Origin of the sequence: Sorangium sp. So ce362, assembly GCF_051519845.1 — a bacterium.
Taxonomy (GTDB): domain Bacteria; phylum Myxococcota_A; class Polyangia; order Polyangiales; family Polyangiaceae; genus Sorangium.
This window is the reverse complement of the sequence record NZ_CP150332.1, coordinates 5,098,185-5,124,857: the sequence shown is the minus strand read 5'-3', so window position 1 is coordinate 5,124,857 and position 26,673 is coordinate 5,098,185. Positions and strand designations below refer to the sequence as shown.

Sequence of the window (26,673 nt, the reverse complement as noted above, 5' to 3'; positions counted from 1 at the left end):
CAGTATGCCGGAAAAGAGGGCCTCCAGGTCCAACCCGCGGCGCGCGGCTCAGAGGTGCCGGCGCGCGATCTCGGCCCACGTGCCGGTCGGCTCGATCTCCAGGTACCTCCGCCAGCACGGGCGCGCCTTCGTCGGATCGCCGATCTGCTCGTACGCCATCGCGAGGTTGTAATAGGCGTCCGCGAAGCGCGGATCGCTCTCGATCGCGCCGCGGAAGTACCGGATCGCCTCGGGCGCGCGGCCGCGCTCCAGCATGACGTAGCCGAGGTTGTACTGCGCCTCCGGCTGGGCCGCGTCGAGCTCGAGCGCCTTCATGTAGAGCGCCTCGGCCTGCTCCTCGGCGTTGCGCCGGAAGCAGATGTTGCCGAGGTTCGTGTACGCGATGGCCAGCCAGGGATCGATCTCGAGCGCGCGGCGGTAGAGCGCCTCGGCCTCATCCATCGTCGCCGGATCCTCGTCGAGCTGGCTGGCCTGCATGTAGAGATCGTAGGCCGTGCGCGCGCGATCCCTGCCGACCTTCGGGCGGAGCACGCGCACGACGTCGTCGCGCAGCTCCTTCACCTCGAAGTCGAGCACCATCTGCCCGGTGAGCGGCTCGAACGCGCCCGACGCGCCCCGGACCACGACCGCCTTGCCGTCGAAGGCGACGCGGAGCTCGGCGAGGGGGCGCGTCACCTTGGGGAGCGCGGCGCGGATGTTGCCGATCGCCCGCGCGACGTCGCGCAGGCGCACCTTGCGGGCGATGAGATCGCGCGCGGCGCGCAGGGCGATCAGATCCGAGAAGGTGTACGCGCGCCGCCCTTGCCGGCGGCCGCTCGGCGACGCGATGCCGGCGCGATCGAGCGAGCGCAGTCGCCCGGGCGAGATGCCGAGCAGCCGCCCGACCTCCGTGCCGGTGAACATGTCGGTGACCGGCTCGCGCGCGCCCGGCGCAGGCTGCGGCGCCTCCGGCTCGCCGGTCCGCGGGGCGGGCGGGGGCTCCGACACCCGCCCCCCGCCGGGGCCGAACACGACGTGGATCACCTTGTCGGAATCGCCGGAGGCGGAAAGGTCCTTCTTGCTCATCGCAGCGTCGCGGGCTCCGCGCCGAGGATCGGCAGAGGCTGAGCGCGCCGCGGGGAGCGTACCCCGCCTCGCGCCGGAGTGCTCCCGTTCTCCACGTGGACACGCGCGTCAAGAGGGGACACAGCGGACATCGCGAGCGCTCGCCGCGGCGGCGCGACGGCGAGCGGTGCGAGGGGGGCAGCTTTGCTTGGCATGGCGATCACGCGTGCGCCGTCCTGTCGGTGGTGACCAGCACGCGCGCCATGACGTCCACGGTCAACGCGAACACGACCGCCGCCGCGCGCGGCGCGAGCCCGCAGCGGATCTCGGCGTGCAGCGGCCCGAGCGGGCCCCCCGCGCGCGCGGCCGCCTCGCGCTGCGCGACACGGAGCGCCCGCAGCCGGAGGTGAGGGTCGAGCGCGAGCGCCCGGTCGAGCGGCGCCGCGAGCGGCACGTCCGGCGGCAGCGCGACGAGCACGCTGGTCGACCCGTAGTACACGAGCGCGCCCCCCTCGTTCCGGGTGCTCCCCTCGCTCACCACGTCGGCGTCGTCGAACAGCGCGTGGAGGCGCCCCGCCGAGCAGGTCACGAGCTCGACGCGCCGCCGCTGGAAAAGAGGCGGTCGCCTGACCTTCGCCAGACCGGGACCGGGGAGACGCTCGCTGTGCGGCATTGAGATCGCGATCGTGGCACCGACGCGCTCGGCATTCCCAGAAGCGCGCGGAGATCCGCACAAAGTTGCTGCGGCACGCGATTGTGTGCGGGACGCCGGGGCCGCGCGGCGGCGACGAATTTGGCCACGTGCGTCGCGCCTTGCCAGGATGCGCGTCGCGCCGAAGGGCGCGAAGGAGCGACCATGAGCTACACGGGCAACGACCGCCGCAGGCACCGGGTCTTCATCACCCGCAACACCGAGTATCACGTCCGCGACGAGATCTGCGTCGCCGTGCGCGATCGGGCCGCGCGGAAGTTCAGGTCGGCCCACCTCGCGCTGCACCTGAAGCTCCAGGGCGCGGTCCGGATCAACCCGAACGGGATCGTGATCCCGGAGCCGCAGAACGCGCGCGTCGGCGCCCCCATCTACTTCACCCAGATGGACCCCGATGGGCAGGAGCGGCAGGTCGTGACGAGCCGCGTGGAGCGCATCGAGCGGCCCGAGAAGAGCACCGTGGTCCAGTACCCCTCGTGACATCGCGGAGGGCCTCGCCGGACGGCGCGGCGGCGCGGGCGGCGCGGGGCGCTCGGTCGTCGTGCCGCCCGCGCCGCCCAGAGCGCGCCGATCAGCCGATCATGCAGAAGCCTTCGTAGTCGATGTAGCTCGTGATGGTCGGCGACTCGCCGCACGCCGGGCAGGTCTTGTCGCGGCGCAGCTTGAGCTCGCCGAACTTCATCCGCAGCGAGTCGTACGTGAGGAGCCGGCCGATGAGGGGCGTCCCCTGGCCGAGGATCAGCTTCACCACCTCGGTCGCCTGGATCATGCCGACGAGCCCAGGGAGGATCCCGAGCACGCCCGCCTCCTGGCAGCTCGGCGCGAGGTGCGGGGGCGGCGGCTCGGGATAGAGGCACCGGTAGCAGGGGCCGACGCCCGGCAGGAACGTCGTCACCTGGCCCTCGAAGCGGAAGATCGAGCCGTGCACGACCGGCTTCTTCTTGAAGACCGAGGCGTCGTTCACGAGGTAGCGGGTCGGGAAGTTGTCGCACCCGTCGAGGACGATGTCGAACTGGTCGAAGATGCGGTCGACGTTGGAGCTGTCGACGCGCTCCTGGAACTTCACGACCTTCACGTCGGGGTTCAGGTCGCGGATCGCCGCCTCGGCGCTGTCGACCTTGGGCATGCCCACCCGCGAGGTCGCGTGGAGGATCTGCCGCTGGAGGTTCGAGTTGTCGACAACGTCGGCGTCGACGAGGCCGATCGTCCCGACGCCGGCGGCGGCCAGGTACAGGGCGGCCGGGCTGCCGAGGCCGCCGGCGCCGAGGAGGAGGACCTTGGCGGCGAGCAGCTTGGCCTGCCCCGCCTCGCCGACCTCGGGCAGGAGCAGGTGGCGGGAGTACCTGTCGCGCTGCGCCTCCGTGAGGTTGGGCGGCAGCTCGACCGGGTAGCTCAGGTCCTTCCAGCGGACGAAGCCCGGGTTGGCGCTCTCCACGTTGGTGTAGCCGAGCTCCTGGAGCGTCTTCGCGGCGAGCGCCGAGCGCGTGCCGCCGGCGCAATAGGCCACGATGTGCGCCGCCTTGTCCGGCAGCTTCTGCTCCACCTGCATCTCGAGGAAGCCGCGCGGGATCGAGATCGCGCCCGGGATGTAGCCGGCGCGGTACTCCTCCTTCTCGCGCACATCCAGGAGCACGATCGGGGCCTTGTCGTCGAGGCGGCGCTTGAGCTCGCTCAGCGAGAGCTCGCGGATGGACTTGCGGACGTCGGAGATGAGGTCGCTATAGGTCGTAGGCATCGTGGCTCCTCAGAGATAGGGAGACTTAGGTGCGTGGCGCTACGAGTCAACGACGGACGGACGGAGGCGGATTTTCTAGCGGCTGCGGGGCAGGAGATCGGGCCTTGACCGGAGCGAGGCGAGCGGCTCCTCCTTCTGCATGCCCCCTGCGCACTCGATGCGCGCGACGCGGCCGGCGGGCGGCACGTCGATGATCGTCGCCATCTCGTTCTCGGACTTGCAGAGGGCGAGCACCTTCGTGCCCGGGGCGAGGCGCGCGCTGCGGAGCTGCTTGCGCGACAGCTCGACCTCCACGTCGTCCGCGAGCCGCCGGACGAGGATGTCGGCGCCCTGGACGTCGCTCACGACGCCGAGCTCGAAGGTGGGCTGCTTCTCCCGGAGCGGTCCCCACACGCGCTCGCCCTTCAGCTGATCGTTCGGCGGCAGCCAGTCGTCGGTCGGCTCCGGGGCGAGGCGCGGCAGCGGCACCCACCCGATCGCGACCTCGAGCGCCGCCGTGAGCACGGCCGTGCCGGGGTCGACCGCGGTCACCAGGGCGCGATCCTTTGTCTGGCCGAGGATCCAGACGGGGGTCGAGGGCGGGAGGCTGCGCTTCGGCTCGCCGTCGATGTCGGCGGCGGGCGCGACCGCGACCGTGCCGTGGGACCAGCGCATCGAGGGCTTCTTCATCGGCTTCATCCGGACCTGCGTCGCCTCGACCCACGCTGCCAGGGCCGCGCGCTTCCGCGCGAGCGGCTCGGGCAGCGCGCTGCTCCCCGGCAAGTCGGCCGCGCTGATCCCTTGCAGATCGGTCGTGTCGGGCGCGAGCGCGTCCCAGCGCAGGAGCGCGAGGGTCGCGTCGAGCTGCTCCAGCGTGGCGGCCGCGTCCCGCGCGCCGACCGCCTTGCCGGCGAGCTCGGTCAGCCGCGGCGCCGCGGCCGCGCGGACGCGCGCGAGCACCGCGCGCCCCTGTTCCTCGGAGGCGTCCCCCCGCCCGACGGCGGCGTCGAGCTTCTCGACCCCGCTCGCCCAGCGCCCGGCCGTGATGTCGGCCTCGATCTGTCCGTAGAGGGCCTCGGTGATCGTGGCGTCGAGCTCCGCCGCGAGCCGATCGGCCGCCTCGTCGCCGAGGACCGTCCTGGTCGGCGGCGCCGCGACGAACGCGCGCGCGTCCGCGAACTTGCCGGCGGTCGTCGCCGCGTCGACCTTCCCGCTGGCGCACGCCACGGCCTGCGAGGCCACGAGCTTCCGGGCCTCCTGCGTGAACGCCTCGCTCTTCAGCTCGTCGATCCGCGCCGACAGCCTGGCGAACGCGCCCTCGCAGTCCTGCCGATCGAGCAGCTCGGCGGCCTCGCTGGCCCGGAGCTTCGCCTCGCGCCGGTCGAGCTTCTCGCGCAGCTCGCCGATCTGGAACCGGTGCGAGTCGACGCCGAGGCCGCTCGCCTTGTCGAGCAGCGCGCGGGCCTCGGGGTACCGCTTGTCCGACAGCGCGCGGCTCGCCTCGTCGTAGTGCCGCTGGCTCTCCGCGATGCGCGCCATCTCCGCCGTGACGGCGGGCTGGGGCGCGGGTCGCGCGGCGGTCTCGGCGGCGCAGCCGGCCGCGAGGGGGAGCGCGGCGAGGAGGACGAGGGCGAGGGAAAACGGACGACGGAGCGACGGTCCGGGGGAGCGCATAGGGAAAGGACTGTTCCACTCCACCCGGACGATCGTCAATGCCGCCCCTCCGGCGGGGTTCCTTGACCGTCGCGCGCGCACGCTCTACGTGAAATCCCCGTGAGCAACGACGAACCGCGCGGGACGGGTGCCCCCCGGGCAGAGGCCGAGGACAAGGCGGGGCGCGTCTTCAGCGTGCCAAAGATCACGATCAACCGCGTCTACACGCGGCAGGGGGACGGCGGGCTGACCCGGCTCGTCGGCGGGCAGCGCGTCCCGAAGGACGACGCGCGGATCGAGACCTACGGCACGGTCGACGAGCTCAACGCGCTGATCGGGGCCTCGCGGCAGACGCTGATCGAGCTCCTCCCGGGCGCGCCCGCCGGGAGCGCCGAGCGGCTCCAGGACCTCGGGCGCACGCTGCTCCGCGTCCAGCACGAGCTCTTCAACCTCGGCTCGATCCTCGCGACGCTCCCGGAGGACGTGCACCCGAAGCAGCCCCGCGTGACGCAGGCGGAGATCGAGCTCCTCGAGGCCGAGATGGACCGCTGCCAGGCCGATCTGGCGCCGCTGCGCTCGTTCGTCCTCCCGGGCGGCTCGCGGCTCAACACGGATCTCCACGTGGCGCGGACGGTGTGCCGCCGGGCCGAGCGCTGCTGCGTGCGCCTCGCGCAGGGGGGCAACGCCGATCCGCTGGCGGTCGGCTACCTGAACCGCCTGAGCGACGCGCTCTTCGTCTGGAGCCGCTGGGCGGCCGCGCTCCTCGGCACGCCGGAGCTCCTCTGGGAGCCCGACGTCTCGGCGAGCGGCGGCAAGGCACATCTCGCCTGATCCGGGCCGCCCCGGTCGGGCAAGGTCCAGAGGATGATCGCCCACGCGAGCGCGACGTAGGCGTAGCCGAGCAGCGCGTCGATCAGCCAGTGGTGGTCGAGGTAGAGCGCCGCGAACAGCATGGTCACGGCGTAGGCGAGCTGGACGACCAGGGACGGCGCGCTCGCCGCGCGGAAGGTCACGAGCAGCCCGTAGAGCGGGTAGGTGACGTGGAGCGACGGCAGCGCGCCGTAGACGGTCGCGCCGCGGCTGTACAGGTCGCGGAAGTAGGTGATCCCGAGCATCGCGTCGACGCGCACGAGCGCGGCGGGGGAGCTCTGGGCGGCCGGATCGATCGCGCACCCGTGGGCCCGCACGTACCAGGGCGGCGCGGCCGGCAGCAGGCGGTACGTGACGATGCCGAGGAGGTGCGTGGTGAACGCGAGCCAGGCGAACCGGCGCGCCGCGAGCGCGTCGCTCCGGTAGAGGTGGAGCCAGTGCCCCACCATCACGAGCACGTAGCCGCCGTACGGGACGGCGCAGAGCAGATCGAGCGCGGGGCGCTCCAGCCGGGCGAGCAGATCGCCCGGCGTGAGCCGCTGTCCGCCGATCTCCACGCCGAAGAGCGCGAGCTCGGCCGAGCGCAGCTCGCAGCCGAGGATGTCGTCCGGCGCGACGAGCCTGCCGCCGAGCTGCTTCATGGCGTCGTACGCGAGGAACAGCAGGAAGAAGGGCAGGGCGTTCACGAAGAACCGCCGCGAGCGCGCGCTCGCGTAGGCGCTCGTCGCGACGAGGGCGGCCACCGCGAGGTGGTCCCAGCGCGCGGCGCCGCGCCGCGCGAGGAGCGCGGCGTAGGCGACCCACGGCAGCGCCGGCAGCCACCAGAGGGGGCCCCAGAGCGCGCGCGCGTGCCTGAGCATGATCAGAGCGGCGCGCTCGTGGCCTTGCCGCTGTCGAGCAGGCGCCGGCGCTCCCCCTCGGGGCGCGCGGTCGTCCTCGGCCCGGGCAGCTCCGCCGCGTCGGCGGCCGCCAGGGCGGCGCGCGTCCGCTGCATGAGCCGCAGGCCGGCGGCGAGCCCGACGCCCGCGACCAGGGCGAGGCAGGCGAGCGTGATCGGGAAGGGATGCGCGCCGGTCAGCGGCGTGGCCGGAACGGCCGGGCCGAAGACGAGCGCCGCGACGAGGTAGGCGAGCCGCTCGTGCCGGCGCATCAGCCCGTTGGGCAGCGCGATCCGGTAGACGTCGGCCTTGGCGCGCGCGTAGCTCACGAGCGACGAGGCGACCATGGCGACGAGCGGGATCGCGAGCGCGACGGCGTGCCCGCGGTAGAAGACGGCGAGGCCGATGAGCGGCGCGGCGTCGGACACGCGGTCGAGGCACGAGTCGAGCACGGCGCCGGCCCGCGACGCCTTGCCGCCCTCGCGCGCCACCATGCCGTCGAGCGCGTCGAGGACGGCGCCGGCGATGAGCAGCGCGGCGCCGGCCCGGAAGCGGCCGATCGCGAGCAGCGGGGCGCAGGCGAGCGACAGGGCGAGCGAGAGGTAGGTGAGGGTGTCCGGCGAGACGCCGAGGCGCACGAGCGCGCGCGCGGGGGCGTGGAACGACCAGTAGAAGGCCTCGACCACGGGGCCCGGGAGCAGCGCGCTCCCCGGGGACGCGCCGAGCCGCGGCATCGCGGGTCGGCCGTGGCGCGCGACGCGCACGGCGTAGGCGCCGAGCACGGCTGTGCAGATTAGGATCGCAACGGCGCAGGGGAGAACGGCCACCCCGGGAGCGGTTGCAGGGTTCGATCCGGGCCGACGCGGGCGGCCGTCCTGCGCTGCCGCGGGCGCCCCTGCCGCGGCGCCGCCGCGGGCGATCGGCCTGCGGCGGCGACGCGGCGGGGAGCGCGCGAGCGAGCGCGGCGCCGGTTATTTGCAGCTGGCGCGCGAGAGGCGGATGCCCTGGTCTTGCTCCGCGTAGGCGATGGCGAGCTCCTGGCCCGTCCAGGCCAGCGCAGGGTACCGGGCGGGCGCGTCGCCGCTCGCCTTGACGTCGACCCCGGCGGGCGAGAGATCGCGGTTCAGCAGCGCCACGAAGACGGCCGGGGGGCCGTCGCGGAACTGGTAGTACGCGACGGCCAGGTTGCGCCCGGTCCACGCGAGGGCCGGCCAGTTCGCGCTGCCTTCGGTCCGCGAGACGAGGGCCTCGGGGGACACCTCGTTCTGCGCGGAGATCCGGACCGCGCGGATCTGCTCGGTGCCCGTGCGGGTGTCTTCCCAGGCGACGAAGGCGTCGTCCCCGCCGAGCGCGACGCGCGTCAGCTTCGCATCGACGCCCTGGTGGGCGATCCGATCGAGCGGCGCGCTCCCCCGGCCCGGCCTGGCGAAGCCGAGCGTGTCGCCCTGCGTCCAGGCCAGGGCCGTCCTGTCGCCGTCGGTCGCGACCGCGGGGAACTGCGCCTGGTCCAGCGGCGTCGCGTTGCCCAGCGCGCCCCTGTCGAGGAAGCCGAGCAGCGACCCGCTCCCATCCATCCACGCGAGGACGAGCCCGTCCTGGCCCGCGGCGGCGATGGGCCAGGACTCGGCCGCGCCGCTCTGGACCAGCTCGAAGGCGGCGCCGTCGGGGACGCCCTCCAGCGTCGCGCGGCGGCCGCGCACGATGCTGCCCGTGCCGTCCTCGGCCTGCCAGAGGACGAGCAAGCCCTCTCCGTCGCGGAGGACGCTCGGGTGGCTGGAGACGCCCGGACCTGCCTCGATCACCTCTTCTCTCAGCCTGTTGCCGTCCGCGTCGACCACCGCGAGGTGGATGTCGCCCTCGTCGGCGCCGCACTCCTGCCAGGCGATGGCGAAGCCCGACCCGGTCCATGCGATCGATGGCGTGGTCCCGCGGCCGCCGCTCACCTCCAGGCCTCGGGCCGTGATCGTGCAGGCCGCGGCCTGGCTCCCGCTCCCTCCGCCGCCTGTCGCTGCTCCGCCGCCCCCCGTCCCTGCGCCGCCGCCTCCCGCGTCGGCTCCGCCGTTTCCTCCGCCGGAGCCGCAGCCCCACGCTGCGGCGAGGACCGCCGCGCTGATCGCGCCAAGAACCCAGTGCTTCATTGTTCCCTCGTCGTGCTGATGAGAGGCCCTCGGCGCGGCGCGCGCCGGGCGGAGGCCGCGTCGAAGGCCTCGGTTCGCGGGTCCGGCGCGGCGCCTCCCGCCGCCTCGGGGACGGCGGGAAGCGGGTTGCCGTGCGGGACGACCGCTGCTCCTCCGTTCGATGTCCGCGGGGTCGGCCGGTCGCGGCGGAGCCGTGCGCTTCGCGTTGATCGCGTTGCGCTCTCCGGCGCGAAGCACCGTTCGCTCCGCGCGACGCGGCGCCGGCGCGTCGCGGCTGCCAGGCGCTCGCCGATCCGCGCTGCCCGGGCTGAAACGCGCGCCGCGCGCGCTGATCCGGCCGGCGACGCTACTCGTCGGCCCGCTGCGGCTGCAGCGCCTCGGCGACGGCCGAGAGCACATCCTGCGCGGCCTCGAGCTTGCGCCGGGGCATCGTCTTGAGGGCCTGCCGCACGGCCGACTCCACCGTGCCGGTGCGGAGGCTGTCGAGCTCGCGTCCGCGCGCGGTGAGGCCGAGGAGCGCGCGGCGGCCGTCCTTCGGATCGACCCGGCGCTCGATGATGCCGCGTTGCTGCAGCCGCTTGAGCACGCCCGTGAGGGTGCTCGGGTGCAGCTGCATGATCTCGGCGAGCCGTCCGGCGGAGATCCCGGGGTAGCGTCCCACGATGCGGATGACGAGCCGCTGCGGACCCGTCACGCCCATCTTCGCCTCCATGCGCTTCGACGTCGACTGCAGGCCGTGATCGACGGCCCACAGGAGCTTCATGAAGTCGAGCACCTCGCCCAGCCGAGAGGTCTTCTCTGCAGGACGGGCGGCTTGAGACGAGCGCATCGTCGACGCGTGCTAGCTCGCCCGGACGCAGGTGGCTAGTGCTGCCGCAGGGATGGCCGGCCGGCGAATGAGCGGCCGCGGAGCGGGCGCGAGGCGCGCCGCAGGGAGCGACGGGTCGGGCGGGGAGGGGCGGGGGAGGGGCGGGGGAGGGGCGGCGATGCCGAGGGGCAGGGGCGGCGCGCCCGGGGAGGGGCGCGCCGTCGAGCAGCGCACATCGCCGCCGCCGTCTCCGCGCTTTGCCGTAGCGCCCGCGGACGGTTTCGGCGCAAGATCGGCGGTGATGAGCTGGGCACGGCGAGCCGCTCTGTGGACCGGGCTCGGCGCGCTGATCTGCCTCTCTGGCGCGGCGGTCGGCCAGGCGCCCTCGGTGCGCGCGTCCTTCTCGGCGGCGTACCGCGCCTTCCGTGATCCCGGCCTGCTCGATCGGGCGCCGGCCGATGTCGCGCCGGCGCTGGCGTGCGCTCCGCCTGCCGGGGACGCGCCGCCCGTCGTCACGGCGCTGCTCGTGCGCGAGTTCCAGCCCGCGACGGACGAGGATCTCGAGGACCCCGACGGCGCGGCCCTGGCCACGCTGGCGATGCCGGATCTGGACGTCCCCCTCACGCGCCGCACGATGCGGTTCGTCCGCTTCTTCGCCCAGTCGGCCGAGGGGCGCGCCGTCTTCCAGCGCCGCTTCCGGCGCGCCGGCGCGTACCGCGAGATCGTCGAGCGCTCGCTCCGCGAGGCGGGCCTCCCGGAGGATCTCCTCTGGGTCGCGGCGGTGGAGAGCGGCTTCGATCCGCGGGCGGTCTCGCCGGCCGGCGCGGCGGGGCTCTGGCAGTTCATGCCGAGGACGGGCGAGGCCTACGGCCTGGAGCAGTCCGAGTGGATCGACGCGCGCATGAGCCTCACGCGCGCCACCGACGCCGCGACCGCGCACCTGCGCGACCTGTACGAGCGCTTCGGCCGCTGGGATCTCGCGCTGGCGGCGTACAACGTCGGCCATGAGGGCGTCCTCCGCGCGCTGTCGAAGGTCGCGGCGGCGCGCGATCCCGAGACCCGCGGGCCCATCGGCGTCGCCGAGCTCGCGCAGGCCGGCGCCATCCCCAAGGAGACCGCGGACTACGTGCCGCAGATCGTGGCGTTCGGGATCGTCGCGGCGAACCGCGCGCGCTTCGGGCTCGACCTGCCCGACATCGCGCCGCTCGCGTCGCTCGACCTCGGCGAGGTCGCGGTGCCGCCGGGGACGCGGCTCCGCACCATCGCGCGCGCCGCGGGCATCTCGACGGCCGTGCTGCGCGAGCACAACCCCGAGCTCCTGCGCGACCGCGTCCCGCCGGGCCGCGTCGACCACCTGATCTCGCTCCCCGCGGATCGCGTCGCGCGCGCGATGGCCCTCTTCCCGGCGTACCTCGACCACGAGGAGCTCGACGAGGAGGAGGGCGATGGCCTGTCGAGCGTGTCCGCCGCGTTGCCGCCGCGCGGCGCGAGCGGCGCGCTCGCGCTGGACGGCGCGTCGCTGCCGCCCCGCCCCGTGTCGCTCGGCCGGAACCGGCTCCCGCTCTTCATCCCGCCCGGCCAGGCGCCGGCGCCGATGCCGCTCCTCGGCAACCCGGAGGCGCTGGAGGCGAAGCTCCCGATCGTGATGATCGGCGGCGACGTCGGCTTTCGCCCTGCCTTCGAGGACGACCCGCTCGGCATCCGGAGCGGCCGCTTCGTCCCGGCGTCGCCGTTCGACGGCGCCGAGGGCCCGGGCGCGCGCCGCGCCCTCAAGGGCCGAGAGGCGGCGATCGAGAAGCAGATAGGCCTCCTCGCGGGGCTCGGCCTGGAGCAGGTGCAGCGCTTTCGCCTCCCGAGCGGCATCGCGGTCGACCTGCGGGAGGACCCCGCGGCGCCGCTCGTCTCGATCAGCGCGTCCGTCGCGGTCCCGGCGCGATCCGCGAGCGACGCCGGCGCGGCGGGGCCGGCGCTGGCCAGCGAGGCGCGCGTCGCGATCACCGTCCCGCCTCGGGATCTCGAGGTCGGCGTCGACCTGGTCGCGGCGCGGCTCAGGATGCTGCTCGGCGAGGCGAGCGCGGCGCGCGTGGCCGAGCTCAGGAGGCAGGCCAGCGCGGCCTCGCGGCGCGCGCTCGAGCGGACGCCGTACGGCCCGTCATGGCTCTCGCTCGGGGAGGCGCTGTTCCCCGCGGGTCACCCGCTCGAGGGCACCCTGCTCGGGGCGCGCGCCGACGTGGGCGCGGCCAGCGAGCTCCTGCTCACCGAGTCGCTCCGGCGCGAGCGCGCCGCGGCCCAGGCGACGATCTCGCTCTCGGGCGACGTCTCGCGCGCGGCGGTCGAGCAGGCGCTCGCGCGTTCGCTGCAGCGCGTCGTCGCGGAGCCGGAGCGGCCGATCGGGCCGCACCCCCGCGAGGAGCGGATCGTCATCGAGGACGCGGTGCCGGCGCCGCGGCTGCTCTACGGCTGGATCGCGCCGCCGGAGGGAGGCGCGGACGAGGCGTCGCTCCGTGTGGCGATGGAGATCCTCACCGGCCCGCGCGTCGCGCGGCTCGCGAAGGCGCTCGTGACCGAGGGGCAGCTCGCGTCCGCGGTGACGGGGCGGCTGTCGCTCGGCGCGCAGGCGAGCGTGGCGGCGGTGGAGCTCACGCCCGCTCCGTCGCGCAACGCCGCCGAGCTGGAGCAGCGCCTCGACGCCGAGCTCGCGTCGCTCGCGACGTCCGGCCCGACCTGGAAGGAGCTGTCGCTCGCGAAGGCGCTGCTCAAGCTCGATCTGGAGAAGGTGCTCGCGCGCCGCGCCGCCGTCGCGCCGCCGCCTGCGTCCCCGCGGCCGATCACGGATCTGCGGCTGCGCGCCGCGCTCGATCCGGGCAGCCTGCCGCGGCTCTTGCGCGCGCTCGAGGAGGTCGAGCCGGCGGACGTGCGGGCCGTGGTCGCGCGGACCTTCGCCCGCGAGCGCCGCGTGAGCGTCACGACCTGGCCCCGCGGCGGCCCCGGTGAAAGCGGCGCACCCCCCCTCGCGACGACCGCCCCCGCCTCGCCTCCCGCTCCATCTCCGTGATCGACGGCCGCGCGCGCGCCGTTACCACGCTGGGACGTTGCTGCGCTGCGGCGCGCGACCCAACGCAACCCAGCACGAGAGGAGCCGCGCGTTCAGCAACTCCCCAGCACGAACTCAGCGTCTGGAACCTCACCCGGTGTGCCAGCCCGCATTTCTCACCATGGACTTATGGACAGGTATGGACACCTGGCATCAATTGGAGATAGCACGGGAGAATGACGACCCCTGCAAAGCCGCTGATGTCCGCGGTAACAGCGAGCGAACATGCCGCACATTTCCAGGACACCGCCTATCGGCCCTCCTTCTCGTTGGCCGCGGAGGCCTCGTTGGCCGCGGAGGCGCCGCTTCCGGCGCCCCGCGCGACGCGAAGCGGCGTCGTGGAACGCTCGGCACGGGGCGCTGCGAGGGGGATGCCTGCCGAGACGTCCGAGCTGCCTTCGCTGCTCGACCAGGTGCACGCGATCATCGCGCTGGAGGGCCAGCCGGTGCTGCGCAACCTGCTCATCACGCAGTGCTACCACGAGCTCTCCGCCGAGCTCGTGAAGCTGCTCGGCGGGGGCAACGCCCACTGGTGCTCCTTCGCCACGTGGGCCTCCAAGACTGCAGGGACGTTCATCCGCAACGAGGAGGTGCCGTCGGTGCTCCGGTGGCTGATCCTCTCGGACGAGGAACAGCGGGAGGCGCTCCTGCCGCGCATCCTGAGGGGGCGCGGCCTGGGTGAGCCCGAGCGAGGGAGCGCGCTGCGCATCAGCGCCATCGAGCTGATCGCGCCCTGGTGGGGACAAGGGATCGGGCTCCTGGAGCTGCCGGAGCGGATCCTCGGCGAGCTGAGCTCGGACATCGCCGCCGGCAACCTCAAGGTGTTCGGGGAGCTCGGGCCGCTGTTCGCCCGCATGATCCAGCTCTATCGGGGTTGCCCACGACCCGGGAAGGCCGAGCTCGCGGCCTTGCTGGAAGGGCTGCAGCTGGGGCCGTCTCCGCAGGGGGGGCAGGGGCTGCTCCGCAGCGCCATGGAGCACTACCACGAGGCGATGGTCACGGAGGATCAGGACAAGAAGGCGGAGCTCATCCTCCTCGCCAACGCGCGCGTCGGGCTGCACGAGCAGGTGCGGCTCCAGACGTACATCGCGCGGGCGCTCAACGCGCCCGTCCGCTGCACGATCGACACGGTCGGCCCGCGCGGTCGGTACCTGCCCGAGGCGCTGCAGTCCATGGTCCTCGACAAGATCGAGAAGCTGCAGGCGGTCTGGCGTCTGATCGCGACGAAGGCGATGATGACCATGCGCTTCCCGGACGAGGTCCTCGAGCTCGGCCACGACCTGCCCGCGCCGCCCGGCCTGCCGCTCCATTGCGCGGAGCTCGCGACCATCGAGGATCGCGAGCTCTACGAGCTCCTGCGCGAGTACGACGCCCACGACCAGACGACGGACGGCTGCGGCGCCGAGGACTGGGCGTCCCTGAACGAGCGCATGAGCTACATCCTCGAGCTGTTCCGCTCGCGGCAGTGCTGCCCGCGGCTCCTCGAGCGGCCCTTCAGCCGCGAGCAGCACGCCGAGATCGTCGCGTGGCGGGTGCCGCCGCCGAGCCACGGAGATCTCTAGCGCCGCGCGACGGCGCTCCTGCCGGATCTCCCGCCGCCGCGTCGCGCCGCCCCGCGCGCGCTGCCCTTCACGGTTCCTTCAGCGAGCTCCCGCCGCATCGGCTCGCGCTCCGCGGCGCTCGAAGATCGGGGTCACCAGGCCGAGCGCGCCCTGCCGCTCGGCGATCTCGCGCCCCTTCCGGAAGGCGGCCTCGGCGCGCGCCCGCGCCTCCGCGGCGGTCGGTGTGCCGCGAGCGAGCGCGATCTCGCCCGCGAGCCGGTAGAGCTCGGCCTCGAAGTAGCGCTCGTCGCTCTTGTCGACGAAGGCCAGCGTGTCGTCGAGCAGCGCGCTCGCCTCGTCGACGTTGCCCGCGCCGAGCTCCGCCTCGATGAGCGCCGATCGCCAGTAGGTCAGCGACACGCGGCTGCCGACGCCCATCAGCATCGTCAGTCCGCCGCGGATGCGCGAGGCGCCCTCCGCGTAGCGCGCGCGCGCCGCCTCGCCGGCCGGCCCCTGCGCGGCGCGCGCCGCCGTCGCCCAGCCGAGATCGATCTGGCTGAGCGCCGCCCAGTGGGGCATGCCCACCTCCTCGGAGAGCTTGCCGAGCACGAGCGCGTGCGCCTCCGCGCCGGCGAGATCGCCGAGCAGGCAGCACAGCACGGCGGCGAAGTGCTCGACGAAGCCGCGGCTCACGGGCTGGTTCAGCTCCTCGCACAGCGCGATCGCCTCGTCGATCGAGGCCTTGGCCCGCTCCGGCTCGCCGAGGTGGAACGTGATCCAGGCGAGGTGCGACAGCGAGAACGCCGCGGCGTCATGCCCGAAGAGGAAGGCGAGCGGCAGGTGACGCGCGGGGTCGTACATCGCGAGCACCTTGTTGAAGTGCTCGCGGGCCTCGTGGAGGTGCCCCCGGAGGAAGCGCGTCGCGCCGAGCGCCTGGTGAGCGCCCAGCGAGATGCCGGGGTCGCCGGTGCTCTCGGCGAGCGCGAGCAGCTGCTCGCCGTGCTGCTCCGCCAGCGCGTAATCGCCGCGGACGTGGAAGAAGATCCAGAGCCCCCACAGCGCGGGGAAGAGCTGCGGCGAGGAGCCCGCCTCGCGGCAGAGCGCGTGCGCGCGCGCGTACGCCGCCTCGACCTCCGGGGCGGCGTAGCCGCGCGTGATCATCAGCGGGACGCCGAGCGTCGTCTGCAGCGTGATCTCGTCGCGCGTCCGCTCCTTCGTCTCAGGCAGCTGCTTGAGGAGCTCGAGCCCGCGGCGGAGGTGGCTTATCGCCTCGGCGTGCGCGGACGAGATGAGCGAGGCCTCCCCCGCGCGCTGCCAGGCGGCGATGGCGGGGCCGAGCAGCGCGGCCTCGGTGTAGTGGTGCGCGAGCAGCTCGGGCGGCGTCCCGGGGAAGCGCTCGGCGAGGACGGCGGCGATGCGCGCGTGGTACACCTGCCGGGTGCTGCGGAGCAGCGACTGGTAGGCCGCGTCCTGCACCAGCGCGTGCTTGAACGTGTACGTCGCGCGCGGGGGGCGCCCCCGCTGGAAGAGCAGCTCGGCGTCGACGAGCTGCGCGAGCGCCTCGCGCAGCGGCGCCGGGCTCGACGCCACGAGGAGCGGCTCGCCGCCCGCGCCGCCCGCGCAGAGCTCGAGCGCCTCGTAGCCGAACGATCGGCCGAACACCGCGCCGAGCTGTGCGACCTCCTTCGCCGGGCCGAGGCGGTCGAGGCGCGACGTCAGCGAGTGCTGGAGGGTGGTCGGGATCTCGAGCGTGCCCATCCACCCGCGCGAGGCGCTCGGCGTGCTGGCCGACTCGCCTGCGGCCGCCCTGGCGGAGGCCGACTCGAGGATCATGCGCGTGAGCTCCTCGGCGAACAGCGGGACGCCGTCGCTGCGCTCGGCGAGCGTCCGGAGCACCTCGTCCGGAAGCGGGGCCTGGATGGCCGACGCGCCGCTCGTGGCGTAGGCGCCGGCCAGCTGCTGGATGAGCGCCTGCATCCGCTCGGCGCTGAGCGGGGCGAGGTGGATCTGGGTGAAGTGCGATCGCAGCGGCCACGGCGGCGCGAACGTGGGGCGCGCGGTCAGGAGCAGCAGCAGCGGCGACGGCCTCCCTTCGTCGATCAGCCGGCCGAGCAGCTCCAGGGTCGACGGATCGGCCCAGTGCAGGTCCTCGGTCGTGAGCACGAGCGGCTGCCGATCGGCGAGCCCGAGGAAGAGCTGCAGGAGCGAGGCGATGGTCTCCTGCCGCTGGCGCTGCGGGGTGAGCGCCGGCGCGGCGTGGCGCCCCTCGGTCGGGATCGACAGCAGCGCGGCGAGCAGCGGCACGGCGAGCGGCCCCGCCTCCGCCTCGGCGAGCAGCTGCTCCAGCCGGGCGAGTCGGCCTCCGCCCTGCTCCAGCGCCTCGCCGCGCTCGCTCGGCACCGCGGCCGAGCCGCTCAGCGTGCTCGCGCGGTCGCGGTCGCCCGCGAGCAGCGCGTTGAGCAGCTCGATCACCGGATAGAACGCGCTGTTCTGGAGCTGCGGCGAGCAGCGCGCCTCGAGCCAGAGGTGCGGCGTCCCCGCCAGCCGGTCGCGGAAGGCCCGCACGCTCCGCGATTTGCCGATGCCGGCCTCGCCCGTCATCAGCACGACCTGCCCGGCGCCGCCTGCGGCCCGCGTCCACCGGGCGGCGAGCTCGTCGAGCTCGCTGTCCCGCCCGACGAGCGGGGTGAGCCCCTGGTGCATCCTCGCGTCGAGCCGGTCCCGCGCGGTGGTGCGCCCGTGCACCGCGAAGACCTCGAGCGGCTGGCGCGCGCCCTTCGGGCTGATCTCGCCGAGCGCGTCCACGTAGTAATAGCCCTCGATGAGCTTCTGCGTGGCGCGGCTGACGAGCACCGTGCCCGGCTCGGCGTGGGCCTTCAGCTGCGTCGCGGCGTTCAGGGTCGGGCCGGCGAGCGATGGCACGGCGTCGCTGTCCGCCACGACGACGATCCCGGTGTGCACGCCGACCTGCACCGACAGGGGCACGGACACGAGCTCCCGCGCGTTCAGGTGCGACATGTGCTCGACAAGATCGAGCGCGGCCTGCACGGCGCGGAGGGCGTCGTCCTCCTTCGCCACCGGATGACCGAAGTAGGCGACCGTCTCCTCGCCGGGCGAGCGGAGGAACACCCCCTCCTGCGCCCCGATCACCTGCGCGCACGCGGCCTGGTACATCTGCACGAGCTCGTGGAACGCCTCGCTGTCGACCGTGTCCGCGATGCGCTCGGCGCTCGCGAGCCCGCAGACCAGCACGGTGAGCTGGCGGCGCTCGCCGCGGCCGGTGAGGGTCACCGGGCGCGTCCCGGGCGGGACGCTCGGGCGGAAACTGAGCTTCGGAGCCGTCTGCGGGCTCTCGGCGGTGTCGAGCTGGATCGACGCGTTGCGGATCGGCCTCGCCGGCGGCTCGGCGGGCGCGAAGCTGCGGCCCGGGATCGCGAGCGTCGGCGCTGCGCCGAGCCGCTCGTCCTGCCGCTGCTGCTCGGGAGACCTGCGCTGCGTGCCCGGCGGCGGCTCGGGCTCGGAGGGCACGAGCTGCGTCTCCTGGTCCGCCTCGGCCGGGTGCACCGCGCGCGTCGCGATCGACCGCTGCTCCAGCGAGCCGCCGCGCTCCTTGTCGCGCGGCAGCGGCCACGGGATCGTCGACACGTCGCAGCCCTCCAGCTGCTCGTAGGCGTCGCGGGCGGACCGGAAGCGGTGCGCCGGCGACTTGGCGGTCGCGTGCTCGAGCAGCGCGCCGAGGGGGTGGCCGCGGAGCGCGCGGGGGATGGGCACCGGCTCGGGGCTCAGCTGGCGGAAGATGACCTCGGCGACCGTCGCCTCGTGCATCACGGGCGCGCCGATCAGGCACTCGAGAAAGGTGAGCCCCCATGCGTAGATGTCCGCCGCCGTGGTCGGGGTGGCCTGCACGAGCTGCTCCGGGGCCATGTAGGCCGGGGTCCCGTTGAACTCGCCGGTGGGCGTGAGCGCGCGGTAGTCGGCGGAGCGCGCCTCGCCGATGAGCGCGGCGATTCCGAAGTCGAGCACCTTGACGAGCGTCCGCTTGCCTGTGCCGGCGACCATGATGTTGTGCGGCTTGAGGTCGCGGTGCACGACGCCGCGCTCGTGCGCGAAGCCGATGGCGTCGAGCACCTGGAGCATCAGCCGCTTCGCCTCGTTCGGCTCGATCCCCTTCGTGCGCTGGCAGCGCGCGGTCAGCGTCTCGCCGTCGACGTACTCCAGCGCCAGGTAGAGCTCGCCCTCGGGCAGGCGCCCGGCGTCGAGGAGCCGGACGATGTTCGGGTGGCTCATCTGGGCGATGACCTGCATCTCCCGCTCGAAGCGCGCCTCCTGCGAGCCGGACTCGCGCGAGCGCCGCAGCGCCTCGGGCCGCAGCAGCTTGAGCGCCACGCGCTGGGTGGTCACGATCTGGCGGGCGTCGTAGACGACGCTATGACCGCCGCTGCCGAGATGGCCGAGCACCTGATACCGGCCGTCCACGAGCGCGCCGACCTCGAGCAATCCATCGCGAGCGGACATCTCTTCATCTCTTACAGCCGAACGCCGCCGGAGTGGATCGTGAACGCTGCTGCCGGCTCAGGTTGATCGCTCGCGCGGCCTCAGGCCGGCCGCGGCAGCGAGGGTGGGGCCTGACCGGGGCTCAGAGGCGCCCACCCCTGCCGCCCCGAGGCGCAGCGTGCTTCGCCGTCGTGCGCTGGGGGTGATTCATGCAACCGAGATTACTTCGGCTTGAGCGCGTGGTGCGGGAGGACGAGGTCTGATACCCTCGCGCTTGATGGGCAATGCCCCGCATTCCGGCAGCATGCCGCCACCTTCGAGTGGTCGGGGCCAAGGAACTCTCCTCTACGCCGTCGACGACGAGGAGAGCAACCTGGACCTCATGGAGCGGGCGCTCCGCTCCGGCTACCAGGTCCGCACCTTCGGCGATCCGCGCCGCGCGCTGGCAGCGGCGGTGAAGGAGCCGCCCTCCGTGGTCGTCGCGGACTACCGCATGCCTCATTTCAGCGGGCTCGCGCTGCTGCGCGAGCTGCGCCGGCAGGGGCTGAGCTACGTGCCGGTGCTCGTCTGCGCGCCGACCGACGTGGAGCAGATCCAGAAGATCTCCCGGGAGAGCGCGATGTTCCGGATCATCACGAAGCCCTGGATCGCCTCGGATCTGCGCCGCCAGGTCGACCTGGCGGTGAGCCTGCACCAGCTCCACGTGACGCGGAACCTCCGCTGAGCCGAGCGCGCCCGGCGCCTCTTCGGCGCGCTGTCCAGGGCGAATTGACAGGGTCGCCGCCGGTCGGCGCGGGCTCCCGGGGAGCGCCGGTGCGCCCGCGCGGCGCCGCGTGCGCGATCGCGCTCAGACGAACGGGAGCCTGCTCAGGTCGACGTTTCCCCCGCTCAGGATGACGCCGATCCGCGCTCCGTGGATCTTGCGCAGCAGGACCGCCGCGACAGGGACCGCCGAGCTCGGCTCGATGAGGATCTTCATCCGCTCCCAGACGACGCGCATCGCTTTGACGATGTCCTCTTCGCCCACGGTGACGATCTCGACCCCGCGCTCGCGCAGGACCGCGAAGGTGAGCTCGCCGAGCGAGGTGCGGAGGCCGTCCGCGATCGTGGTCGGGTCGTTCGAGGGAAGGAGGGTCCCCTCGCGCAGCGATCGCGCCGCGTCGTCCGCCGCCTCGGGCTCGGCGCCGATCGTGCGCGCGTGGGGCAGCGAGCTGATCGCGATGGCGGTGCCCGAGAGCAGCCCGCCGCCGCCGACGGGCGCGACCACGACGTCGAGGTCCTCCACCTGGCTCGCGAGCTCCAGCGCGGCCGTGCCCTGGCCGGCGATGACGCGCGCGTCGTTGTACGGGTGAACCAGGATGGCGTCCGTCTCGGACAGCACGCTGGCGAGCGCCTCCTCGCGCGACCGGAGCGTGGGGGCGCAGGTCACGATCCGGGCGCCGTAGCCCTCCACGGCCGCGCGCTTCACGGCGGGCGCGCTCGAGGGCATGACGATGTGCGCGGCGATGCCGCGGATGCGGGCGGCGAGCGCGAGCGCGGCGGCGTGGTTGCCCGACGAGTGGGTCGCGACGCCGCGCCGTGCCTCCTCGTCCGGGAGGGACAGGACCGCGTTGCACGCCCCGCGGAACTTGAACGCCCCGATCCGCTGGAGGTTCTCGCACTTGAAGAAGACGCGCGCTCCCGCGATGCCGTCGATCGTCCGGCTGGTCATGACGGGGGTCACGTGGGCGTGCGGCGCGAGGCGCGCGGCGGCGCGACGGATGTCCTCGATCGTCGGCAGGGCGCTCATGGGACGAGCATCGGAGCGCGGTCTGCGCCCGACGTCCACCGCGAGCGCATCCCGCATCGCGCGCCCGCGATCGCGGCGTGGCGTCAGAACAGGTCGGCCGCGATGCCGTCGGTGAAGACCCAGGCGGCCCGCGGGACGCTGAGCCGCCCGCCGGCCACATCGAGGCGGCCGGCGCGCTCGAGCCGCTCCGCGGCCCGCCGTCGCGCGGTGGGCCATGCCGCCACGCCGAGCGCCGCTGCGGCGGCCTCCAGATCGAACCCATCGCGCAGCCTGAGCCCGAGCATGATCCGCTCGGACAGGCGCGTCTCTGGGTCGAGCCGTTCGTCGCTCTCCACGGGGATCGCCGCGCCGCCCTCGGCCATCACGGCCATGTACCGGTCCGGGCTCACGACGTTCCGGTACCGGACCGCGAGCGCCTCGCCGCTGCCCTCCGCGCCCGTCGAGCGCAGGCCCCAGCGCGGATCCGGGCGCGACACGGTCCCGTAGGCGGCGCACCCGAGCCCGACGTAATCGATGCCTTGCCAGTAGCCGAGGTTATGGCGCGCCTCGTGGCCCGGCTTCGCGTAGTTCGAGATCTCGTAGTGGACGAGCCCCGCTGCCTCGAGCGCCTCGTCGATCGCGAAGAACGTGTCCGCCACCCCATCGTCTCCGGCGAGCGGCAGGCGCCCGCGCCGCGCCAGCTCTCCGAACGAGGTGCCGGGCTCGACGGTGAGGCTGTACGCCGAGATGTGGGTCACCCCCGTCGAGGCCACCGCGCGCGCCTCGGCGGCGGCGTGCTCGGGGCGTTGCTCTCGTGCTTCGTCGGCCGTTCCCACCGCGACACCATAGATGAGGTCGCCGCTCACGCGCGGCATCCCGGACCGGAGCGCCGCTGAGAGCGCGCCGAGGCCGCCGTCTGGGTCGTGCAGGCGCCCGAGGAACCGGAGGCGCTCCACGTCGAGCCCCTGAACGCCGACGCTCAGTCGGTTGACTCCGATCGCTCGGAACGCTCGGGCCCGCTGCTCATCGAGCGAGGTCGGATTGCACTCGACGGTCACCTCGATGTCTGGCGAGAGCCGGCCGGCGGCCGCGGTGATGGCGGACAGCACCCTGCCCATCTCCTCCGGCTCCCACAGGGACGGCGTCCCGCCGCCGAAGAACACGCTCCGCAACTCGCGTTCGCCCAGCGCATCCGCTCGCTTCCGGAGCTCGGCCAGCACGGCGTCGGCATAGCCGCGATGGTCGATCGCCTCCCGCGCTTTCGCGAAAGAGACGAAGTCGCAGTAGGGACACTTCTTGAGGCACCACGGGAAGTGGACGTAGGCGGTGATCGGCTCCATGTAATCCATGAAAACGGATGCAATCGATGCAACGAACGTGATGGACGTGGCGGACGTGATGGACGCGACGAACAGCCGACGCAACCGATGTGGTGGAGGCGAGCGGCGCAGCCGGCGCGACCGAGCCGACGGACGCGGCTGAGGCAACCAACACGAGAACGAGAAACGAGAATGGATCGGCGGCGCGCAGCACGGCGCCGGGCACGCGCATGGTGACACAATTGCGGGGTCTAGATCGCGGTGTTAGCGTGCGAAAGGGAGGGGGCGCATTGCGCCCGCCGAACTCTTCATGCTGACGTTGACGGAGCTTGTCGATCGCGTTCGGACCTATCAGCCCGCCGCAGACGTCGATCTCATCGCCCGGGCTTACGCCTACAGCTCTGACGCTCACAGGGGGCAGACCCGCAAGAGCGGCGACCCGTATTTCTCCCACCCGGCGAGCGTCGCCGCGATCATCACCGAGCTCAAGCTGGACACGGCGAGCGTCTGCGCCGGGCTCTTGCACGACGTCGTCGAGGACACCCTCGCGACGACCACCGACATCGAGAACAGCTTCGGCCAGGAGGTGGCGTTCCTCGTCGACGGCGTGACGAAGCTCTCGAAGATCAACTTCGCCTCCAAGGAAGACCGGCAAGCCGAGAACTTCCGCAAGATGCTCGTGGCGATGGCGCGCGACATTCGCGTGCTCCTCGTGAAGCTGTGCGACCGCCTCGACAACATGCGAACCCTCGAGTTCATGAAACCCGAGGCGCAGGACCGGATCGCCCGGGAGACGATGGAGATCTACGCCCCGCTCGCGAACCGCCTCGGCATCGCGCGCTTCAAGAGCGAGCTCGAGGACCTGTCGTTCAGGTACGTCGAGCCGGAGGCCTGGGGGGACCTCTCGCAGAAGGTCAAGACGACCGCGAAGGATCGCGACAAGTACATCCACGAGGTCTCGAAGGTGCTCGCGGGCAAGCTCGCGGAGCAGGGCTTCGCGGTCGACGTCACCGGCCGCGCGAAGCACCTCTACTCGATCTGGCGCAAGATGCAGGCGCAGCAGTGCGATTTCGATCAGGTCTACGACGTCATCGCGTTCCGCGTGCTCGTCGAGTCGGTCGCCGACTGCTACGCGACGCTCGGCGTCATCCACTCGCAGTGGACCCCGGTCCCCGGCCGCTTCAAGGATTACGTCGCGCTGCCCAAGCCGAACATGTACCAGTCGCTGCACACGACGGTCATCGGACCTGGGCGCGAGCGGATCGAGATCCAGATCCGCACCCACGAGATGCACCGCGTGGCGGAGCAGGGCATCGCCGCGCACTGGAAGTACAAGGAGAACAACTCCGGCGGCATCGACCCGAAGGACGCCGCGCGGTTCGGCTGGCTCCGCCAGCTGATGGAGTTCCAGAAGGAGCTCAAGGACCCGGCCGAGTTCCTGGAGAGCGTCAAGGTCGACCTGTTCCAGGACGAGGTGTACGTCTTCACGCCGAAGGGGGACGTGCGCGTCTTCCCCCGCGGCTCGACGCCGATCGACTTCGCCTACGCGATCCACACGAAGGTCGGCGATCACTGCTCGGGGGCGCGGGTCAACGGCGCCATCGTCCCGCTCCGCTCGAAGCTCCGGAACGGCGACGTCGTCGAGGTGATGACCAACCCGAGCCAGCACCCGTCGAAGGACTGGCTCGACTACGTCTCGACCAGCCGCGCGCGCTCCAAGATCCGCAACTACCTGCGCACGGAGCAGCGAGAGAAGTCGCTCAAGCTCGGCCGCGAGCTCCTCGAGAAGGAGATGCACCAGCGGAGCATGAGCCTGAGCCGCCTCACCAAGAACGAGGCCGAGCTGCGCAAGGTCATGGAGCGGTTCGGCGTCTCCTCGGCCGACGAGCTGTTCATCGCGGTCGGTTACGGCAAGGTGAGCGTCCGCGCGGTGTGCGAGTTCCTCGCGCCCACCCCCAAGGAGAACGAGAAGGGCACCCCGACGTCGCCGCCCGAGTCGATCAAGGAGGGGCGCATCGAGTCGCTCGTCCGCAAGGTCACGGGGCGCGACAGCCACGGCATCCGCCTGAACGGTATCGACGATGTCCTCGTTCGCTACACGAAGTGCTGTAACCCGCTCCCCGGCGACGAGATCGTCGGGTTCATCACGCGCGGCCGCGGCATCACGGTCCACCGCCGCAACTGCGCCAAGGCGTTCGACACGGACCCCGAGCGACGCGTGGAGATCTCGTGGGACTCGCGCGCGAAGATCAACCGCCCGGTGCAGATCAAGGTGATGACGGCGAACCGGCCGGGCATCCTCGCGACAGTGGGCCATACGTTCCACGAGCAGGGCATCAACATCAGCGAGGCGACCTGTCGGGCGGGCGACGATGGCCGGGCGATGAACACGTTCACCTTCCTCTGCTCCGACCTCGCGCAGCTGAAGAGCGTCATCCGGCACCTGCAGCGGATCCCCGGCGTGATGGCCGTCGAGCGGACCTGAGCCGGCGCGTCAGCGACCGCGGCGAGCGCGCGCCGCGCCGCTCGTCCTGGGCGGTCCACCCCCGACGCCCGGGCCGGCGTCAGCGAGCGCGCGGGTGAGCGGACGGCCGAGGTCGCCGCCCGGCTCGTGCCGCGCCGCGACCTCCTGCACCTTCCGGACGAGCCGGGTCACGTCGTTGTGGCGCACGGGGGATCCGGCGGTGGCGCGATCGCAGAAGAACGTGCGGCACCCGAGCGGCCTCGCGGCGTAGATCGCGCAGCGGCCAGCGTCGGTGAGCATCGGACACCGCCGCTCCGAGGCTTGCGGCAGCGCGCGCCGGCGGCTCGGCTCGTCGGCGGACGAGGTCTGCTCGGGCGCACCGGCCCCGCTGGCTCGCACGATTCCCTGCAGCGCCCGCGGGCCGCCGCGGGCCGCGATCGCGCGCCGGACGGCGGCGAGCTCGATGGACGTCACATACGGCTCGCGACCCGTGACGCCGAACCGGCAGCACTCGGTCGAGGCCTGGCAGGTCCAGCCGTGGAAGACCTCCTCCGCCTCGCGGTACACGGCCGTGAGCTCGGCGAGCAGATCGGCTTCACGGGCGTGCGGCTCAGGGGTCGCGGTGCGGCGCATTCGTCGTCAGGGCAAGCTCTCGTGCGCCCACGCGCACGACGGCGGCCGGCGCGAGGCGGGGGCGGGGCGGGCTCCGCGGAACGAGCCTAGTGCCACGCGGCTCCGCCGCGAAGCGGCAATCCGCGATCCTGATGGGAGCTCTGACGCGTGGCACCAGGGCGGTCCGTTCCGGAGCGAGCCGCCCCCTGCGACCGAGGGGGGCCGTCGGCGCCGCGGCAGGGCGCGCGAGGCTGCAGCTGGGCGGCGGGCGCGCACGCGCTATCCTCGCGATGGATGTCGTCTCTGCGCCCGAAGCTCCGCGCTCTGGAGGTCATCGTCATCCAGGATGAGCGCCACGGGCGCGCGCTGATGCTGCGCGACACAGAGGGCATCGCGCCGTCCGCCGTCGTCGTGCCCGCCGCGAGCTCCGCGGTGCTCGCGCGCTTCGACGGGCGGCGCTCGGTCGACGAGATCGCGCGCGACGTCTCCCGGTCGACGGGGCAGCAGGTGGATGCCGCCCACGTGGCGCAGCTGGCCGACGAGCTGGAACGCGCGTGGATGCTCGACAGCCCGCGGTTCCACGCGCGCCGGCGGACGGTCGTGCGGTCGTTCGACGCGTCGCCGATCCGGATGGCTGCCCACGCGGGCGGCGCGTACCACGGTGATCGGCTGCGGCTCGCCGATTTCATCGAGCGCCAGTGTCTCCGGGTTGCGCGGCCGCGGACGCGCGCGGCCGTGGCGCAGGGCGCGCCGAAGCGCATGGTCGGGCTCTGCGCGCCGCACATGGACCTCTGGCGCGCCGCGGCGGGCTACGGGCACGCCTACGCCGCGCTGGAACAGGCGCTGGCGGCGCCGGAGCTGGAGCAGGTCGACACCTTCGTTCTGCTCGGGACGTCGCACGCCCCGATGCGGCGCCCGTATGCCGTCTGCGAGAAGACGTTCGCGACGCCGTTCGGCCCGCTCGATCCGGATCGCGAGATGATCGCGGAGCTCGCGGCCGCGAGCCGCTTCGACGTGCACGAGGATCAGTACCTGCACAAGAACGAGCACTCGATCGAGTTCCAGGCCGTGTTCGTCCGGCACCTCCTCGGCGACCGCGCGGCGTCGATCGTGCCCATCCTCTGCGGCCTCTCGGAGTGCCAGGCGCGGCGCCGCGACCCCGCGCAGGACGACGGCGCCGAGTCGTTCCTGACGTCGCTCCGCGACGCCCTGGCGAGGCGCCCCGGCCGCGTCCTCGTGATCGCAGGGGCAGACCTCGCCCACGTCGGTCCGCGCTTCGGCGACCCCGCGCCGCTCGGCGAACGCCAGCGGATGACGCTGCGCGATCGCGATCTCGCCTCGATCGAGCGCGCAACGTCGGTCGATCCGCCGAGCTTCTTCGCCGACGTCGCAGAGGACCTCGGCACCCGTCGCGTCTGCGGCCTCGGCCCCATCTACACGTTGCTCCGCGCGCTCCCGCCGTCGTCGCGCGGAGAGCTGCTGAACTACGAGCAGTGCATCGACCCCGAGGAGGGATCGATCGTCAGCCACACGTCTCTCGGATTCTACGGCTGAAGGTACGCGCCTG

At 73.2% G+C, this 26,673-nt stretch carries 18 protein-coding genes and 1 pseudogene; 7 read left to right on the top strand and 12 right to left on the bottom strand.

Translation table 11 applies throughout. The features are described 5' to 3' along the window. Positions 1-48: 48 nt before the first annotated feature. Together WMF17_RS19890 and WMF17_RS19885 are read right to left on the bottom strand one after the other, a co-directional pair. Entirely contained in the window at positions 49-1,065 is a 1,017-nt protein-coding gene (locus WMF17_RS19890) for a tetratricopeptide repeat protein (protein ID WP_437603648.1), read from the bottom strand. 199 nt (positions 1,066-1,264) lie between these two features. Next, entirely contained in the window at positions 1,265-1,633 is a 369-nt protein-coding gene (locus WMF17_RS19885) for a hypothetical protein (RefSeq protein ID WP_437603647.1), read from the bottom strand. Positions 1,634-1,900: 267 nt separating this feature from the next. Here WMF17_RS19885 and WMF17_RS19880 point away from each other — a divergent pair, with 267 nt between their 5' ends. Continuing rightward, positions 1,901-2,233 (top strand): hypothetical protein, encoded by a 333-nt coding sequence (locus tag WMF17_RS19880; RefSeq protein ID WP_437603646.1) that lies wholly within the window; start codon positions 1,901-1,903, stop codon positions 2,231-2,233. Between the two features lie 91 nt (positions 2,234-2,324). On the opposite strand, the gene moeB is transcribed toward WMF17_RS19880, so the two are convergent. Both moeB and WMF17_RS19870 read right to left on the bottom strand, forming a co-directional pair. Beyond that, complete coding sequence (gene moeB / locus WMF17_RS19875) at positions 2,325-3,488, bottom strand: molybdopterin-synthase adenylyltransferase MoeB (protein WP_437603645.1); 1,164 nt, start codon at positions 3,486-3,488, stop codon at positions 2,325-2,327. Between the two features lie 75 nt (positions 3,489-3,563). Continuing rightward, complete coding sequence (locus WMF17_RS19870; RefSeq protein ID WP_437650720.1) at positions 3,564-5,141, bottom strand: hypothetical protein; 1,578 nt, start codon at positions 5,139-5,141, stop codon at positions 3,564-3,566. Positions 5,142-5,240: 99 nt separating this feature from the next. Between WMF17_RS19870 and WMF17_RS19865 the strand changes: the two genes are divergently transcribed. Beyond that, positions 5,241-5,951, top strand: coding sequence for a cob(I)yrinic acid a,c-diamide adenosyltransferase (locus WMF17_RS19865; RefSeq protein WP_437603643.1), 711 nt, complete (start codon positions 5,241-5,243; stop codon positions 5,949-5,951). A 47-nt stretch (positions 5,952-5,998) separates the two neighbouring features. On the opposite strand, the pseudogene WMF17_RS19860 reads toward WMF17_RS19865, so the two are convergent. From WMF17_RS19860 to WMF17_RS19845, 4 genes and pseudogenes are all read right to left on the bottom strand, one after another. After that, positions 5,999-6,631: pseudogene (locus WMF17_RS19860) on the bottom strand (phosphatase PAP2 family protein); the annotation flags it as partial. 221 nt (positions 6,632-6,852) lie between these two features. Then, positions 6,853-7,650, bottom strand: coding sequence for a CDP-alcohol phosphatidyltransferase family protein (locus WMF17_RS19855; RefSeq protein ID WP_437603642.1), 798 nt, complete (start codon positions 7,648-7,650; stop codon positions 6,853-6,855). Positions 7,651-7,839: 189 nt separating this feature from the next. Then, positions 7,840-9,006: a hypothetical protein gene (locus WMF17_RS19850; protein ID WP_437603641.1), complete on the bottom strand. Its 1,167-nt coding sequence runs from the start codon at positions 9,004-9,006 to the stop codon at positions 7,840-7,842. Positions 9,007-9,352: 346 nt separating this feature from the next. Continuing rightward, complete coding sequence (locus tag WMF17_RS19845; RefSeq protein ID WP_437603640.1) at positions 9,353-9,835, bottom strand: MarR family winged helix-turn-helix transcriptional regulator; 483 nt, start codon at positions 9,833-9,835, stop codon at positions 9,353-9,355. A gap of 280 nt (positions 9,836-10,115) precedes the next feature. Here WMF17_RS19845 and WMF17_RS19840 point away from each other — a divergent pair, with 280 nt between their 5' ends. Together WMF17_RS19840 and WMF17_RS19835 are read left to right on the top strand one after the other, a co-directional pair. After that, entirely contained in the window at positions 10,116-12,869 is a 2,754-nt protein-coding gene (locus WMF17_RS19840) for a transglycosylase SLT domain-containing protein (RefSeq protein ID WP_437650719.1), read from the top strand. Between the two features lie 410 nt (positions 12,870-13,279). After that, a complete protein-coding gene (locus WMF17_RS19835) occupies positions 13,280-14,470 on the top strand; it encodes a hypothetical protein (RefSeq protein ID WP_437603638.1) in 1,191 nt (396 codons plus the stop codon). 78 nt (positions 14,471-14,548) lie between these two features. Here the strand turns inward: WMF17_RS19835 and WMF17_RS19830 are convergent, their stop codons facing one another. Continuing rightward, positions 14,549-18,964 (bottom strand): protein kinase domain-containing protein, encoded by a 4,416-nt coding sequence (locus WMF17_RS19830; protein WP_437603637.1) that lies wholly within the window; start codon positions 18,962-18,964, stop codon positions 14,549-14,551. A 283-nt stretch (positions 18,965-19,247) separates the two neighbouring features. Here WMF17_RS19830 and WMF17_RS19825 point away from each other — a divergent pair, with 283 nt between their 5' ends. Next, complete coding sequence (locus WMF17_RS19825; protein WP_437603636.1) at positions 19,248-19,667, top strand: response regulator; 420 nt, start codon at positions 19,248-19,250, stop codon at positions 19,665-19,667. A gap of 123 nt (positions 19,668-19,790) precedes the next feature. On the opposite strand, the gene WMF17_RS19820 is transcribed toward WMF17_RS19825, so the two are convergent. Next, on the bottom strand, positions 19,791-20,732 hold the full coding sequence (locus WMF17_RS19820) for a pyridoxal-phosphate dependent enzyme (RefSeq protein WP_437603635.1): 942 nt from the start codon (positions 20,730-20,732) through the stop codon (positions 19,791-19,793). A gap of 83 nt (positions 20,733-20,815) precedes the next feature. After that, the gene (gene hemW, locus WMF17_RS19815) at positions 20,816-22,060 is read right to left on the bottom strand and encodes a radical SAM family heme chaperone HemW (RefSeq protein ID WP_437603634.1); all 1,245 of its coding nucleotides are present in this window, start codon (positions 22,058-22,060) and stop codon (positions 20,816-20,818) included. 280 nt (positions 22,061-22,340) lie between these two features. Between hemW and WMF17_RS19810 the strand changes: the two genes are divergently transcribed. Then, on the top strand, positions 22,341-24,515 hold the full coding sequence (locus WMF17_RS19810) for a RelA/SpoT family protein (RefSeq protein ID WP_437603633.1): 2,175 nt from the start codon (positions 22,341-22,343) through the stop codon (positions 24,513-24,515). A 9-nt stretch (positions 24,516-24,524) separates the two neighbouring features. Here the strand turns inward: WMF17_RS19810 and WMF17_RS19805 are convergent, their stop codons facing one another. After that, a complete protein-coding gene (locus tag WMF17_RS19805; protein WP_437603632.1) occupies positions 24,525-25,127 on the bottom strand; it encodes a YkgJ family cysteine cluster protein in 603 nt (200 codons plus the stop codon). 273 nt (positions 25,128-25,400) lie between these two features. Here WMF17_RS19805 and amrB point away from each other — a divergent pair, with 273 nt between their 5' ends. After that, a complete protein-coding gene (amrB, locus tag WMF17_RS19800) occupies positions 25,401-26,660 on the top strand; it encodes an AmmeMemoRadiSam system protein B (protein ID WP_437603631.1) in 1,260 nt (419 codons plus the stop codon). Positions 26,661-26,673: the final 13 nt, after the last annotated feature.

Coding starts and splice junctions, on each gene's coding strand:
- WMF17_RS19870 (WP_437650720.1), bottom strand. CDS start 5,141: ATGCGCTCCCCCGGACCGTCGCTCCGTCGTCCGTTTTCCCTCGCCCTC.
- WMF17_RS19845 (WP_437603640.1), bottom strand. CDS start 9,835: ATGCGCTCGTCTCAAGCCGCCCGTCCTGCAGAGAAGACCTCTCGGCTG.
- WMF17_RS19805 (WP_437603632.1), bottom strand. CDS start 25,127: ATGCGCCGCACCGCGACCCCTGAGCCGCACGCCCGTGAAGCCGATCTG.
- WMF17_RS19830 (WP_437603637.1), bottom strand. CDS start 18,964: ATGTCCGCTCGCGATGGATTGCTCGAGGTCGGCGCGCTCGTGGACGGC.
- hemW (WP_437603634.1), bottom strand. CDS start 22,060: ATGGATTACATGGAGCCGATCACCGCCTACGTCCACTTCCCGTGGTGC.
- WMF17_RS19850 (WP_437603641.1), bottom strand. CDS start 9,006: ATGAAGCACTGGGTTCTTGGCGCGATCAGCGCGGCGGTCCTCGCCGCA.
- moeB (WP_437603645.1), bottom strand. CDS start 3,488: ATGCCTACGACCTATAGCGACCTCATCTCCGACGTCCGCAAGTCCATC.
- WMF17_RS19825 (WP_437603636.1), top strand. CDS start 19,248: ATGCCGCCACCTTCGAGTGGTCGGGGCCAAGGAACTCTCCTCTACGCC.
- WMF17_RS19840 (WP_437650719.1), top strand. CDS start 10,116: ATGAGCTGGGCACGGCGAGCCGCTCTGTGGACCGGGCTCGGCGCGCTG.
- WMF17_RS19880 (WP_437603646.1), top strand. CDS start 1,901: ATGAGCTACACGGGCAACGACCGCCGCAGGCACCGGGTCTTCATCACC.
- WMF17_RS19835 (WP_437603638.1), top strand. CDS start 13,280: ATGCCTGCCGAGACGTCCGAGCTGCCTTCGCTGCTCGACCAGGTGCAC.
- WMF17_RS19890 (WP_437603648.1), bottom strand. CDS start 1,065: ATGAGCAAGAAGGACCTTTCCGCCTCCGGCGATTCCGACAAGGTGATC.
- amrB (WP_437603631.1), top strand. CDS start 25,401: ATGTCGTCTCTGCGCCCGAAGCTCCGCGCTCTGGAGGTCATCGTCATC.
- WMF17_RS19820 (WP_437603635.1), bottom strand. CDS start 20,732: ATGAGCGCCCTGCCGACGATCGAGGACATCCGTCGCGCCGCCGCGCGC.
- WMF17_RS19810 (WP_437603633.1), top strand. CDS start 22,341: ATGCTGACGTTGACGGAGCTTGTCGATCGCGTTCGGACCTATCAGCCC.